Origin of the sequence: Pseudoalteromonas sp. S558, assembly GCF_005886635.1 — a bacterium.
GTDB classification, from domain to species: domain Bacteria; phylum Pseudomonadota; class Gammaproteobacteria; order Enterobacterales; family Alteromonadaceae; genus Pseudoalteromonas; species Pseudoalteromonas aliena.
The window spans coordinates 44479-59250 of record NZ_PNDU01000027.1; the positions used below are offsets into that span (position 1 = coordinate 44479).

10 protein-coding genes are annotated in these 14772 nt (G+C 38.8%); 4 read left to right on the plus strand and 6 right to left on the minus strand.

Annotation, left to right across the window (positions count from 1 at the left end; all coding sequences use genetic code 11):
• Positions 1–84: 84 nt before the first annotated feature.
• From CWB66_RS02550 to CWB66_RS02560, 3 genes are all read right to left on the minus strand, one after another.
• Positions 85–1023: a tetratricopeptide repeat protein gene (locus tag CWB66_RS02550; protein WP_138584231.1), complete on the minus strand. Its 939-nt coding sequence runs from the start codon at positions 1021–1023 to the stop codon at positions 85–87.
• A gap of 106 nt (positions 1024–1129) precedes the next feature.
• Positions 1130–2530: a M20/M25/M40 family metallo-hydrolase gene (locus CWB66_RS02555; RefSeq protein ID WP_138584232.1), complete on the minus strand. Its 1401-nt coding sequence runs from the start codon at positions 2528–2530 to the stop codon at positions 1130–1132.
• Positions 2531–2709: 179 nt separating this feature from the next.
• Complete coding sequence (locus tag CWB66_RS02560; RefSeq protein WP_138584233.1) at positions 2710–4776, minus strand: TonB-dependent siderophore receptor; 2067 nt, start codon at positions 4774–4776, stop codon at positions 2710–2712.
• 192 nt (positions 4777–4968) lie between these two features.
• Here CWB66_RS02560 and dbpA point away from each other — a divergent pair, with 192 nt between their 5' ends.
• On the plus strand, positions 4969–6357 hold the full coding sequence (gene dbpA, locus CWB66_RS02565) for an ATP-dependent RNA helicase DbpA (RefSeq protein ID WP_165743273.1): 1389 nt from the start codon (positions 4969–4971) through the stop codon (positions 6355–6357).
• Between the two features lie 19 nt (positions 6358–6376).
• Here dbpA and CWB66_RS02570 read toward each other — a convergent pair whose 3' ends face one another.
• Positions 6377–6949: a DNA-J related domain-containing protein gene (locus tag CWB66_RS02570; RefSeq protein ID WP_077536629.1), complete on the minus strand. Its 573-nt coding sequence runs from the start codon at positions 6947–6949 to the stop codon at positions 6377–6379.
• 76 nt (positions 6950–7025) lie between these two features.
• On the opposite strand from CWB66_RS02570, the gene CWB66_RS02575 reads away from it, so the two are divergent.
• Positions 7026–9839, plus strand: coding sequence for an ATP-binding protein (locus tag CWB66_RS02575; RefSeq protein WP_138584234.1), 2814 nt, complete (start codon positions 7026–7028; stop codon positions 9837–9839).
• A 90-nt stretch (positions 9840–9929) separates the two neighbouring features.
• On the opposite strand, the gene rho is transcribed toward CWB66_RS02575, so the two are convergent.
• Both rho and trxA read right to left on the minus strand, forming a co-directional pair.
• Positions 9930–11189, minus strand: a complete 1260-nt coding sequence (rho, locus tag CWB66_RS02580) for a transcription termination factor Rho (protein ID WP_011326839.1) — start codon at positions 11187–11189, stop codon at positions 9930–9932.
• 187 nt (positions 11190–11376) lie between these two features.
• A complete protein-coding gene (gene trxA / locus CWB66_RS02585) occupies positions 11377–11703 on the minus strand; it encodes a thioredoxin TrxA (RefSeq protein ID WP_002960942.1) in 327 nt (108 codons plus the stop codon).
• Between the two features lie 91 nt (positions 11704–11794).
• Here trxA and rhlB point away from each other — a divergent pair, with 91 nt between their 5' ends.
• Both rhlB and gppA read left to right on the plus strand, forming a co-directional pair.
• Positions 11795–13072, plus strand: coding sequence for an ATP-dependent RNA helicase RhlB (gene rhlB / locus CWB66_RS02590; protein ID WP_077536631.1), 1278 nt, complete (start codon positions 11795–11797; stop codon positions 13070–13072).
• A 43-nt stretch (positions 13073–13115) separates the two neighbouring features.
• On the plus strand, positions 13116–14609 hold the full coding sequence (gene gppA, locus CWB66_RS02595) for a guanosine-5'-triphosphate,3'-diphosphate diphosphatase (RefSeq protein WP_138584235.1): 1494 nt from the start codon (positions 13116–13118) through the stop codon (positions 14607–14609).
• The last annotated feature ends 163 nt before the right edge of the window (positions 14610–14772 follow it).

Here is a 14772-nt window from a genome sequence, read left to right on the forward strand (position 1 = left end):
ACCAATTGCATTGAATTAGTGAGTTATTTAATACGCTAGAATGATCATGTTTTTGATAAAATTGGTATCACTATGGTCTACAGCTTAACATTTTACTGTTTCACAAAGAGATTCTAACTCAAATTGTGCTTTAGTATTTTTCTGTTCAATTGCTTTCTTATACCAATAAATAGCCTGCTGATAGCTTTGATCAGTTCCTTGTCCATCGCGATACATTTGCGCTAAATTCAATTGTCCCCACTGAGAGCCTGATTCAGCGGCGAGTTTAAAACTATCAAGTGCTTCGTTAAATAATCCATCTTTAAAATAAATAATGCCTTGTTGATTGTTTTTATCGAGCTTTAAGCCTTTATATAGTGGCTTAGGTTTAGGTGGATGCATCACAAACCCACCATAAAGAATGTTAGCATAAGGGCGCAACACGTCGTAAATAGCTTCGTCTTTATACAAACGCTTTACTTCATCACGAGGGAGAGTGATTGTTTTAGTGGAAAAGTAATTGTCTTGAATTAGTTGGCTAGTTCGCATTGCCAAAGTAATACTATTATTACGTTTATAGCTGTAGTTACTTATCTGAAAGGTAATAAATTGTTCGTCAAAATTTAACACTTGAGCAATTTTTAAGTTGGTTAGGGTCCAGGGCTCGTGTGTAAATTTGTCGGCGTGTACTAAGTAGGTATCATATATTTTAGGCGTATTTAAATAGCTTTTCTTTCGAGTCTCGCTATTAAGGTGCTGCTGATAAAAAAATAAAACAATCCAAAGTAATAAAAATACACCAATAAAGTATTTAGGTAGGCTGATCTTTTCTATTAACGGTAGTTGCGTTATTTTAACTGGTTCGCTTTTTCCGCATTGATAGCACTCGCGTTTATAACTCAATTTTAAGGTAAGCATAGGTAAAATAATAAAGCGTAGGTAGCGGCTTTTATTCACTAAATGGTAGGTATCGCTTTGACAGTCGGGGCAGCGTATTGGTTGTGTAAAATGTGGAAATGATTCGCTGGTATTGAAAAGCAACATAAAGCACGCTCCTTGTTTAATTACCTAAAGGTAAAACAAGAAGCGTGTTAGTTAAAGCTACAAACTGTAAGTAAGTATGTCTGTTATTATTTAACCAGAGTTCAGGTTATTTATTTTGAGCTTTAGGCTTAATCGTTGTTTTAGCATCGGCAGCCATTAAAGCAAATACAGCGTATGCAGCGGTATTTTGACGAAGCTTAGCGGGTGTTACTTTATCAAGCGTATCGTCGGCTGTGTGATGGTAATCAAAGTAATCTGTTCCATCTTGCGCAAGTTCAAAAATAGGCGCTGACGTTGCATTTTTAAGAGGGATTAAATCAGGTCCGCCTTTTGCTTCATTTTGGCCAATGTGTTCAATATTTAATGGCGCAAGCTCTTTTGCTATAGCACGTACTACTGGTAATGACTCTGCGCTTACATTCGATTCAAAACCATAGACTACATCGGCACCAAAATCAGACTCAGCGGCCGCAACTATATTGTTTAGCTCATCCTTGTGCTGTGCAAAGTAAGCTTTAGCACCCCAAAGGCCGAGTTCTTCAGCGGCAAAAAGCACCACGCGAATACTACGTTTAGTGCGTTTTACATCGCTAATATGCTTAGCGGCTGCCATCGTTAATGCAACGCCTGCACCATCATCTAATGCGCCAGTCCCTAAGTCCCAAGAATCTAAATGCCCGCCAATTAACACATATTGCTCGGGATTTTCGGTACCATTAAATTGGCCAATAACGTTATAACCAGTGCCTTGACCACGATCTTCATTTTGCACATTAATATTTACAGTAACGCTTTTGCCCAGCGCAATCAGGCGAGCAATTTGGTCGGCATCAGGGTTGGCAATTGTTACGTTAGGGATTTTTGTTACACCGTCTTTATAGTGGCTACCACCAGTATGTGCAAAACGGTGATGCGCAGTACTGACTGAGCGCATCATATAACCAATTGCACCTTTTTTAGCGGCTTCCACAGAACCAGTTGAACGTGCACGAACGGCAGGGCCATAACCATTACCATCAATGTCGCGGTTCATACGGTAGTTAATATAGGCAATTTTACCCTTTAAACTGTTTGCTGGGGCTGCGATCAACTCATCAAGGGTTTCAAATAATATAACTTCAGCAGTAATACCGTCTTTTGGTGTGCTCACACTATGACCAAGTGCGGTTAAATTTAGTGTTTGTTCACTCGGGGTAAGAATTTTACCGCTTTCACTGAAGCGGCGCCATTCAGGGAAAGTTGCTTCTTCTAGCCATACCTTATCAAAACCCAGTTCATTAAATTTTTCTTGTGCCCATGCAACGGCTTTTTTATCATTTTCTGTACCAGGAAGGCGTGGGCCTATCTCAGTGGTAAGAGATTCCAGTAATTGATAGCTTAAGTCACTGTTGAGCGCTGAGTTGCGTACTTCGTCTACTTGTTGTAGTTGTTTTTGGGTAAATTCGGCGCTGTTAGCGTTTGCAGCCATACTGCTGGTAAGAAGGAGTGCGGTAATCAATTTTTTCATATTGGAAGGCCTTTTTAATAATTAACACTATTAGAGCATGTAATAAACACGATAAAAAATAGATGAGATGAATAGACTTTGTTATAGGTTTAATAAGGTTATATATAAAAAGTTTAGATATAAAAAAGCCCGCGTAATTTAGGCGGGCTATATTTTAAAACTATATTTTAAGCGTTTAATTAAAAGCTAAATTGCGCAGCCAAACGAAGATTTGTACCTTCTCCAACAGTTACGTTATTAGTACCGCCACCACCTAGGTAGTTTTTATCAAATAAGTTTTTAACGTTTAAACGTAGGTTGATATCAGTATTGTTTATATTAAATTTGTAAGTTGCACCAATATCAACGCGGGTATACGCGTCCTTAGTAATGGTGTTATTACTATTAGCAAAACGTTCGCCTTCATAAAAAGCACCGGCATTAAATGCAATGGCGTCGTTTAACTCATAGCGAGTCCAAAGAGATGCAGACCATTTTGGTGTATCTGTTGGACGTGCGTTGCCTTGAACATATTCAGCATCAATGTACATTGTTGATGCCATGACAAATAAACGATCAGTGGCTGCGCCTTGTGCACCTAGTTCAAAACCTTTGTGGCGTTGCTCACCGGCCTGTGTTGTAATTGTTTCAATATTACCTGCTGGATTATCTAACTGCTCAGTGATCAAGGTGCCTGTTTTGCTAATGTCGAAAAGTGCACTGCTAAGCATTAAGCGATCATCAAATAATTGCCATTTAATGCCTATTTCTTTTTGCTCAGAAGTAACAGCATCAAGTTTCATACCGTTATTAGCATCATTTTCATTGATTAAGGTATCACTACTTTGTGGTTCAAAGCCTTCAGAATAACTACCATATATAGTTGCTGAAGCATTCGGGTGGTATAACACGCCAAACTTAGGCACGAATGACTCATTGTCTGCGCCTTCTTTATTTTGTTTGTCAAATCGACCACCGACAGATACTTGCCACTCTGGTGTGAATGTCATCAAATCTTGAAAATAAACGCCATAGAAGTCATATTTAGATTCTCGTTTGGTTGTATCCGTTGTGTAACTCACGTCTGGGCGAGCTGGCTCAATTTGGCCTGCAGAGTAGGTAATAGAGTCACTAGAAGTGCGTAATTGACCATAGTAATAATCAAGCGAATTTGCACCAATCAATAGTTGGTGTTGGACGCCTGCGGTTTCAAATTCACCGATAAAGTCAATAAATGCAGTGGTAAACTGCCAGTCATCAAAACGATCATAAGGGCGAGATTCATAGCTATCACCTTGAGTAAAAGAAGACGGTTTACGAGGTGCTGATTCAAAACGCTGGCGTTCAAACGTTTGTTCGTTATAGCCAAGCTTTACTTGCCAGTTATCGGTTAAAAATACTTCTAGGTCTACACCTAGGTTTTCTACCGTTATATCGGTAAATGCCCAAGACATATCGCGAATTGTTTTGTCATCGCCAATTACGTTAGCATTTTCATCAATCCAAGCGCCAGTATCTAACCCTGCTTTATCATCTGTGCGGTCATAATGCACACGTACTAATGCGTTGTCGCTAATATCGTAATCTACAACTAATGCACCTAAAAAGCGGTCGCGTTCACGGTTTTCACCGTTTTGGTACTCACGCCAGTAGTCAACATCTTGCTTTACTAAAATCCCGCGAGCACGTAAATCTTCCGATTCAGTTAATGCGCCTGCAGCATCTACCATAAAGCGAGTAGAACCATGCTGATCTACATCGGCACTGGCATTAAATAATGTTTGTGCAGTTGGTTTTTTGGTTACCATATTTACCAAGCCACCAGGGCCTGATTGACCATATAAAATGCTTGATGGACCCTTAATAACCTCTACTTGCTGCAGGATTTCGATTGGTTGTTGGTAGTGTGACCAATGCTGATGCCCGTCGCGTAAATAGCCTGTTGATGAGCTTAACTCAAAGCCACGTAAATTAAATACTTCGCGGTTACGTTGTTGCGAGCCTGCAGTTAAGCTTGCGTCATTGGTAAGCACTTCGCCAAGGGTTGTGGCAAGTTGCTCGTTAACAATAGTATCCGTTATTACAGTGACAGATTGTGCAGTTTCAAGTAATGAGGCTGATGTTCTCATTGCACCATTAGCGTTATCTACTTTGTAGTCATTAAAGTAACTACCTTTTACTTCTATGTGTTCAAGATCGGTAGTGGTTGCAGATACGTTTGTTGTAATGCTTGCCAATAGTGCTATGTAAAGAGGATTCAGTTTCATTTATTGCTTCCAGAGCTGTTATGTAAAAAATAATCGGGATCTTAATGAAAACTACTATCATTTTCAACTACTATTATTAACCTACATTTATAATGTGTTTGCTCATGGTTGCCAATTACGAATTCTGCTATTATTAGCGGCATATCCAGTGGGGTTTTCTCCCATGTTATTTTTATTGCTATGGAATTTATTGTGACTTCAACTGCTTTTTCATCTTTGGCTTTACCAGCTGGACTCGTTGATAACTTATCAACACTTGGCTATGCCCACATGACACCTGTACAAGCGCAAAGTTTGCCGCCTGTACTTGCTGGTAAAGACATCATTGCTCAGGCAAAAACCGGTTCAGGTAAAACTGCTGCGTTTAGCTTGGGTGTATTAGCTAAATTAAACGTAAAACGCTTTCGTATTCAATCTTTAGTGTTGTGTCCGACTCGTGAGCTTGCCGAGCAGGTTGCGGTTGAAATGCGTAAATTAGCACGCGGCATTCATAACATTAAAATATTGACATTATGTGGAGGCGTTTCAATTGGTCCACAAATAGGCTCACTTGAACATGGCGCACACATTATCGTTGGCACCCCTGGGCGTGTTGATGATCATATTCGTAAAGGTACTTTACGTTTAGATGATGTTGAAACGTTGGTACTTGATGAAGCCGATCAAATGCTTGATATGGGTTTTCAAGACACATTAGATGCAATTATTGAGCGTATTCCACAAAATCGTCAAACATTGTTATTTAGTGCAACATTCCCACGCGCTATTGAAGCAATTGCTAAGCGTGTACTTAAAAATCCAGAAATGGTTAAAGTAGAAGAAGAGCAAGCCAAGAGCACAATTAAGCAGTACTTCTACAAAATGGATAATAATAAGCAGCGTTATCCAACGCTTAAATTATTGCTACTTAAATTTACGCCACAAAGCTGTGTTGTATTTTGTAATACCAAAGTAGAAACACAACAAGTATGTGATGATTTAGCCGACGAGGGCTTTAGCGCAGTTGCGCTGCACGGTGATTTAGAACAACGCGATCGTGAACGTACGTTAATTCACTTTTCAAACAAGAGTGCTTCAATACTTGTTGCCACCGATGTTGCAGCACGTGGTTTAGATATTGATGACATGGATATGGTTATTAACTACCATTTAGCACATGACACGCAAACACATGTACATCGTGTTGGTCGTACTGGTCGCGCTGGTAAAAAGGGCATTGCATGTTCGATTTACGGTGAAGCAGAAGCGTTTAAAATTGCACAAATTGGCGAACATTACGAACGCGATATTACGCCTGAGCAAATGCCTCCGTTTAATTTATTAGACAAGCCGCCTTACCGCCCTGAAATGGTTACTTTAATGATAGATTCAGGTAAAAAGCAGAAAGTGCGCGCTGGGGATATTTTAGGTGCTTTAACAGGTAAAGATGGGGTTGCAGGTCGTCAAGTGGGAAAAATTAACGTACTTGATAATGTAGCGTTTGTTGCTGTTGAACGTAACTCATCAAAGCCGGCACTTCGTAAACTAACCGAAGGCAATATTAAAGGGCGTAAAATACGCGCTCGCCGCCTTACTCGCTAGTACATTCTTAAATAGGACATTAACGGGCAGTGTTTTTTAGCTGCTCGTATTCCTCTTTTATTTGCTTAAACTTTATGGCGCAGCCATCGGGCTTATCGGGATGGTGCTTCAATGCCTGTTGTCTCCAGCATTTTTGTAACTCTTTTAATGTGTAGTTGTTTGGTAATTGCCACTTGCTTGTAAGTGCGTGATAATCTTCTTGCGTTAAAGTTGGTCTAGTATATTCACGTTCAAATTGTCCCCAAAAATCATTTAATAGTGCATCAACTTCTTGTGTTGAAGTGTCATAATTTTGCCAATCTAAATAGTAGTCTCTCAAACTGGTTCTGTGTGAAATTGGGTTTGTTACACTTTTTTCTAAGAGTTCTATATGTAAAGTTGAGATTAACAGAATTTGTGGGAGTAGTTGCTCCTGTAACTGATATAAAGCATTCATGATTAAAAAGTTACGCTTAAATAAATCACGTTGAGGGTTCTCATCCAATGATTTTACTGCACCGCAGTTTATTAGTTCTGATGCTAGAATATGAACTTGCCAGACCTTCTTTGTTAATATTATGTCAAAAATTTTGTCTATCAGAGGGTTAAGCATTGTTTACGCCCTAGTTATTAGTGTATCTTCGATGGATATTACATTGTTATAAGTAACAATTTGAAGGATTGAAACTATGCAAGGCAAGCTTAAATGCCTCTTATTCATTGTATGCAGTTTGCTCTTTATACCAAGTTATGGTCAACAAGTTACTTCAATCTTAGAGGAATTGAAGGAACAAAAGCAATGGGATGCAAAGCTTCAATTAGGAAGTACGCTACTCAATGAGCAAAAAGTTACACCGCAAGAACGTGTTGTAGTATATGCAGAGCTTGCCGATACTGCGCTTTCTATTGGTAAATACGGCGATGCGTTAAATTACTTTCAATTACTTGAGCTACAAACATCCGATTCATTTCTCCCTAATGAACACTTCCGTGCAATAAAAATGCAAGGTGTTGCGCTATTTTACCAAGGCTTGTTTCAGCGCGCTATTGCTGAATACGATCGTGCACTTGATATTGCAGAACTAAAAAATAAATTATTAGAACAAGCTAACTTATTAAATAATATAGGGTTAGCTTATTTTGAAATGCACAAATTGGTAATGACCCTTGAATACTATTTAAAGGCAAAAGCGCTCTATGAGGCAGGTGGTAGTGAGCAAGATCAGAGTGATATTTTACTCAACATAGCGGGTGTTTATATGCGCTTATCTCGTTATGAAAATGCAATGAATATCTATCAGGATGTCGTAAAAATATTTCGAAAAATAGGGGATGATCTCGGTATTGCCATCGTTCATAACAATATAGGGGTGGCGTATTTTGAGAGTAATCAGCTAGATTTAGCGCTGCATTATTATCAATTAGCATTGCGTTATTATTTATCTGCTGATGACTTTAATAAGTTAGCTAATCAGTATATTAACCTTGCAAATGTAAATATTGCTTTAAACAAGGTAGACGTAGCGTATGAGCAAGCAAACTTAGCGATAGAGTATGCATTAAAAATTGATAACCATAATTTAGAGCTAAGTGCGCTGCATGCCTTAGCAAAAGTTTTGTTTGTAAAAGGGATGTTAGATGATGCAAAAATTAACATTGAGCGCGTTTTTGAGTTGCTTAAAGAGCATAGTAATGATCGTATTATGCGAGAAGGGCTTGGTACTTATGCTTTAATAGAGGGAGCGCTTGGAAATTACGAAAATGCTATGCAGCAGCACGAAAGGTATAAGATTGAGCAGCGTAAATTAAGAAGTGAGTCCATTATTCAAGCTTTGGCTGTGTTAGAAAAGCAATTTAAGGCTACGCAATTAAACCAAGAAATTAAAGAATTAAAACAAGACCGCAAAGTGCAAGAGCTAAAAATGAACCAACGTTCGCAGTTGACGGTATTTATTTTTGTCTTATTATTTTTGGTGGTCGTGACCGGTGTTGCCTTGTATCGACGTGGTTCAGAAAAGCGTGCAAAGCAGTATCTTGCTGAGCAGGTTGAACAGCGGACTTCAGAGTTAAAAGCGGTAGCTCAAGAGTTAAGAGAGGCGAACGATGTTAAAAGTCAATTTTTAGCCAATATTAGCCATGAAATTAGAACGCCATTGACGGCCATTTTAGGTCAAACTGATGACTTGATTAATGGGCTTTATGAGCCCGAGCAGCTTCAAGATGAACTAAAAATAATACAGCGTCATAGCGATCATCTAAAAAGCTTAATTAATGATGTGCTCGATTTGAGTAAAATTGAAGCCAATAGATTAGAGTTAAGTATTTCTTGTTTTGATATTGTTCAATTAGTTAGTGCTGTGCACACTATGTTTAGCATGCAAGCTAAAGCAAAAGATTTACACTTAGTTTTAGACAATCAAATAGGGGATGAGTTTTATACCAAGCTTGATTCAACCCGTTTAAAGCAAATTCTTATTAACTTGTGTGCAAATGCAATTAAATTTACTCACTCAGGACAGGTAATTGTCGCGTTAAATAAAACAGAGCAAGGGTTAGTGCTGAGCGTTAAAGATACAGGTATAGGTATGAGCTCATCACAATTAAAGTTCATATTTGAATGCTTCAGCCAAGCAGATAATAGTATAAGTCGTCGTTTTGGTGGAACAGGTTTGGGTCTTAGCTTATCGCAGCAACTCGCTTCCATGATGGGCGGATATATTAGTGTGCAGAGCGAATATAAAAAAGGCAGTCAATTTTCGTTTTTCTTGCCTTGTATACAAGTACCTAAAGAGACAAATGAGAGTCAGCAAACTGACACGATTAATAAACAGCTAAGTGGCAAGGTGTTACTTGCAGAAGATCATGCAGATAACCGTAGGTTTATTAGTCGCTATTTACGTTCTTTAGGACTTGATGTTATTGCAGTAGAAAACGGAGAGCAAGCCGTAGAGCAATGTTTGCAAGAGTATCCTGATTTAGTTTTACTTGATATTCAAATGCCAATAATGGATGGGCGAGCAGCATTTGAGCTATTAAAAAAATGCGGTTTTGAGCGGCCAACTTTTGCATTAACAGCGAACGCGATGAGTCATGAGATTGACGATTACCTCACACTAGGATTTGATGGCTATCTTGCAAAACCCATAGATAAAGATTTATTTTATAAAGCCTTATCAGAAAATTTAGACTTAGTGGATAGCGATGAATCTGATATACCAAGTGATATTGATGTCAGTGATTTAGTGGTTAGCTTTAAACAAAGTTTTACTTTAGAAAATAAAACCATAACACAGCATTTCATAAATAAAGATTTAGATGCGCTTCAAAAAGACAGCCACCGAATACTCGGTGCGGCACAAATGTTTGGATTAGATGAAATAGCACATGCTGCTAAAAATCTTGATAGAGCACTTTTAAAAATGCCAAATAGTCGTAATTTATTGGAAGTTGAAGAACTGGTGTATAGCTTACAAGCGGTACTTAAAAAATATAATGAAAGTTAGTTTATAAGTAACCTAAGATCAGGTTAAGTATTTATAAAACACCTTAGATAATAAAAAAGCGCCAATTGGCGCTTTTTTAGATTTGAGTGCTTATTGGCGCTTCATCGAATCAAAAAATTCATCGTTAGTCTTACTCATCGATAATTTATCGATTAAGAATTCCATAGCATCGATTTCTGACATATCGTGAACAATCTTACGTAAAATCCAAAGCTTCTGTAGCTCATCTGGTTTAGTAAGTAGCTCTTCACGACGAGTGCCTGAGCGGTTAAAGTCAATAGCTGGAAATACACGTCTTTCCGCAATTTTACGGTTAAGATGTAATTCCATATTACCAGTACCTTTAAACTCTTCGTAGATAACTTCATCCATTTTAGAGCCAGTATCGATAAGTGCTGTCGCAATAATTGTTAAACTACCACCTTCTTCAACATTACGTGCTGCGCCAAAGAAACGCTTAGGTTTGTGTAATGCATTGGCATCAACACCACCAGTTAGTACTTTTCCAGATGAAGGAATAACGGTGTTATAAGCACGTGCTAAACGAGTGATTGAATCTAATAAGATAACAACATCTTTTTTATGCTCAACTAAACGTTTTGCCTTTTCGATAACCATTTCGGCAACTTGTACGTGACGAGAAGCTGGCTCATCAAACGTTGATGCAATAACTTCACCTTTAACTAGGCGCTGCATTTCTGTTACTTCTTCCGGACGCTCATCAATTAGTAATACCATTAATGTTGCATCTGGGTGGTTGTGTGTAATTGATTGTGCAATATTTTGTAATAGCATTGTTTTACCCGCTTTTGGCGGTGCTACTAACAAACCACGTTGGCCGCGGCCAATAGGTGAGGCTAAATCAAGTACGCGGGCTGTAATATCTTCTTTACTGCCGTTACCACGTTCCATACGAAAACGTTCGTTTGCATGTAGTGGGGTAAGGTTTTCAAAAAGAATTTTAGTTCGAGAGTTTTCAGGTTTATCAAAGTTAACTTCATTTACTTTAAGTAAAGCAAAGTAACGTTCACCGTCTTTAGGTGGACGAATAAGACCTGATATTGAATCGCCAGTACGCATGCTGAAACGGCGAATTTGGCTAGGTGAAACATAAATGTCATCTGGCCCAGCTAAGTAAGAGGCTTCTGATGATCTTAAGAAACCAAAACCATCTTGTAAAATCTCTAATACACCGCCGCCGAAGATATTTTCTCCGCCTTTGGCATGGGATTTAAGAATGGCAAAAATGATATCTTGCTTTCTTAAGCGGGCTACGTTTTCGAGCCCCATGGACTCAGCTAAGTCTACAAGCTCTTTAATGGACTTGTCTTTTAATTCGCGTAAATGCATATTGGTGGGTTCTTTATTACAGTTGTCATACTCAAAATCGCTTTGATAGTTGAGTGAGGTTTGTTGAATATAACTAAGGATTAGTTGGCTTTATAAACTAGCAGTTCACTGGCAAAGCGTCCAGTCTTTATACAAAATAAATTTAAAAAAGGGTAAAAAAACCCTTTTTTATAGTTCTAGCTTACAATTAGATGTTGTTTTCTAAAAACTCGATAAGTTGAGTTTTTGAAAGTGCACCTACTTTTGTTGCAGCTACTTGGCCATCTTTAAAAAGAAGCAAAGTAGGGATGCCACGAATACCAAATTTTGGCGGTGTGCCCGCATTTTGGTCAATGTTCAATTTAGCAACAGTCACACGGCTGTCGTATTCATCAGCAACTTCGTGAAGAATAGGGGCGATCATTTTACAAGGTCCACACCATTCAGCCCAGAAATCTACTAGTACTGGTTTGTCTGATTGTAATACGTCAGCTTCAAAGCTATCGTCAGTAATTTGGATTATTTTCTCGCTCATTGCGCTCTCCGATTTAGTTAGGCGAAATATTTAGTGCGTATTTAAACACTCTTGTTTCTTATTGCAAGTTTAAACGTTATGCTTAAACGCTATGACTAAGACACATTTAACCGATAAAAAGTTTTCAGACTTTGCTATCGCACCGGAAGTGGTTGCCGGTTTAACCGAGAATGGGTTTGAATATTGCACACCTATTCAAGCAAAATGCCTACCTTTTATTTGTGATGGACGCGATATCGCGGGCCAAGCTCAAACTGGTACAGGCAAAACGTTGGCGTTTTTAACTGCCACGTGCCATCGGTTATTACAATCTAGCAAAGCACCTAGTAAACATCCAAGAGCCCTGATCATGGCCCCGACTCGGGAGCTTGCGATTCAGATACACAAAGATGCTAAAATTTTAGCGCCGCACTGTAATCTTAACTTAGGTTTAGTATATGGTGGCGAAGATTACGAAAAACAACGTGCACAACTAGAAAAAGGCGTTGATATTTTAATTGGTACTACAGGTCGCCTAATTGATCTGTATAAGCAAGGCTGTTACACCCTTAATGAAATTGAGGTAGTCGTGCTTGACGAAGCTGATCGTATGTTCGATTTAGGCTTTATTAAAGATATTCGCTATATGTTCGATCGTATGCCAGATACATCGAAGCGTTTAAACTTATTATTTTCTGCCACGCTTTCATATCGTGTGCAAGAACTAGCGTTTGAGCATATGACAAACCCAGAGCACGTTCAAATTGAACCTGACGTTAAAACGGGTAAACGTATTCAAGAAGAGCTATTTCATCCTTCGCAAGAAGATAAAATTAAGTTGTTGTTAACCTTAATTGAAGAAGAATGGCCAGAGAAAGCAATCGTGTTTGCAAATACCAAGCACAGCTGTGAAACAGTATATGCGTGGTTAAAGTCTGATGGCCATCGTGTTGGTATGTTAACTGGTGATGTAAATCAGAAAAAACGTCAAAGTATATTAGCGCAGTTCAGTAAAGGCGAATTAGACTTTTTAGTGGCAACTGACGTTGCAGCACGTGGTTTACATATTCCAGAAGTGAGCCATGTATTTAACTTTGATTTACCTGACGATTGCGAAGATTACGTACACCGTATTGGTCGTACTGGCCGCGCTGGTGCATCTGGGCATGCAATTAGTTTTGCGTGTGAGCAGTATGCATACAATCTTCATGAAATTGAAGAATATATAGAGCACAGCATTCCTTTATCGCATTACGATAAAACAGCATTGTTAGATGATTTAACACAGCCTATTATTCAAAGAAAGCGCAACTATTCAACAGGTCCACGTAACCGCAGTAACAACAGCGGACGTCGTCCAAATAATAGTTACCAAAAAGGACGGTCGTAAGCGACCGTTTGTATAAGTAGTAGTAACTAGAGGTTTTTGAACGGTGGGGCAACTTAAACCGCAAAAAAATGTGTACGCAGTTATTGATTTGGGTTCAAATAGCTTTCATATGCTTATTGCCAAATCAATTGCTGGCGGTCTGCAAACAATTGGCCGTGTAAAACGCAAGGTCAGACTAGCCGCAGGGCTTGATAAAAACAACGTATTAAGTACAGAAGCAATGCAACGAGGGTGGGAATGTCTCACTCTTTTTGCTGAGCGCTTACAAGATATCCCAAATCAAAATATCACTATTGTGGCAACGGCTACTCTGCGCTTAGCGACTAATGCTGATGTATTCAAAACTCAAGCTGAAAAAATCCTCGGTCATAAAGTTAATGTGATCAGCGGCGAATTAGAAGCTAGAACAATTTATAAAGGTGTTGCTCATACATCTTCTTGTACAGGCAAACAGCTTGTTATTGATATTGGTGGTGCAAGTACTGAAGTGGTAATAGGTAAAGCCTTTGACGCCCTACATTACAAAAGCCTTAATATGGGTTGCGTTACTTATCTTGAACGTTACTTTAAAGATTGTCAGTTAAGTAATAGCAACTTTAACGCAGCTATAAAAGCAGCACGCACTATTATTGATGAAATATCCTCAGAATATAAAGCAGCTGGTTGGAAAATTGCCTCTGGAGCTTCAGGTACAGTACAAGCTATTCAAGAAATCATGGTCGCTCAAAATCTTGATGACTTGCTTACACTTAAAAAACTTAACAGCATAAAAGAGCAAGCAATTGAATTTAGCACTATTGCAGCGTTGGATCTCCCTGGATTAAGTGAAGACCGCCGACTGGTCTTTGTATCAGGACTCGCTATCTTAATAGCACTATTTGAATCTCTGGAAATAGACACAATGGGACTCGCAGGTGGCGCGCTCCGTGAAGGTGTTTTATATAGCATGGTTCCGGAATTCCATAATAACGATATTCGTAAACGCACTGTCGATGGATTTATGAGCCGTTATCATGTCGATCAAAAGCAAGCATGTCGAGTTTCAAGCTTAGCTGTTCAATTAGCTGCAAATATTAATAAAGATTGGCCAGTTGAAAGTTTAAATGGCCTACCACTGTTAAAAGCAGTCGCACAGCTTCATGAGATCGGATTGCTAATAGAGTATAAGCAGTATCATAAACACACGGCTTATATTTTAGAAAATACTGATATGCCGGGTTTCTCACAATCAGAGCATAAGCTGATTGCGGTAGTCGCAGGAGCGCACCGTTCTGATTTTCAAAAAGGTTGCTTTAATTCACTTGGTTCAAATAGCCTATTGGCTCAGTATATTGTTAGGTTACTGCGTATTGCAGTTATTTTATCAATGCGTAGACAAGATGATGTATTACCTAGGTTTGAGTTAAGTGCTAAAAATGAAGTGTTAGACCTTAAGTTTGAAAGTAACTGGTTAAAAGAGCATCCATTAATGGCCAGCGAGCTACAACAAGAGTCTAAACAGCAAGGTAAACTTGGGTGGAAGCTCACAGTAAACTAGTTTAAAGGCCCGCGAGGGTCTTTTTAGTGTTTAAAATGACCGTTTCGATGTAAATATATGCGAACAGCACATTATTTCAAGTTTTCTTCAAAAAAGGGTTGATCTGTTTTCGGATCTCCCTATAATGCGACCCCACTGAGACGGGAAAGGTCAACGCCTAGCG

Bases quoted from the DNA above. Each gene is read 5' to 3' on its own strand.
- CWB66_RS02550 (WP_138584231.1), bottom strand. From the start codon at position 1,023: ATGTTGCTTTTCAATACCAGCGAATCATTTCCACATTTTACACAACCA.
- CWB66_RS02555 (WP_138584232.1), bottom strand. From the start codon at position 2,530: ATGAAAAAATTGATTACCGCACTCCTTCTTACCAGCAGTATGGCTGCA.
- CWB66_RS02560 (WP_138584233.1), bottom strand. From the start codon at position 4,776: ATGAAACTGAATCCTCTTTACATAGCACTATTGGCAAGCATTACAACA.
- CWB66_RS02570 (WP_077536629.1), bottom strand. From the start codon at position 6,949: ATGCTTAACCCTCTGATAGACAAAATTTTTGACATAATATTAACAAAG.
- CWB66_RS02575 (WP_138584234.1), top strand. From the start codon at position 7,026: ATGCAAGGCAAGCTTAAATGCCTCTTATTCATTGTATGCAGTTTGCTC.
- rho (WP_011326839.1), bottom strand. From the start codon at position 11,189: ATGCATTTACGCGAATTAAAAGACAAGTCCATTAAAGAGCTTGTAGAC.
- trxA (WP_002960942.1), bottom strand. From the start codon at position 11,703: ATGAGCGAGAAAATAATCCAAATTACTGACGATAGCTTTGAAGCTGAC.
- rhlB (WP_077536631.1), top strand. From the start codon at position 11,795: ATGACTAAGACACATTTAACCGATAAAAAGTTTTCAGACTTTGCTATC.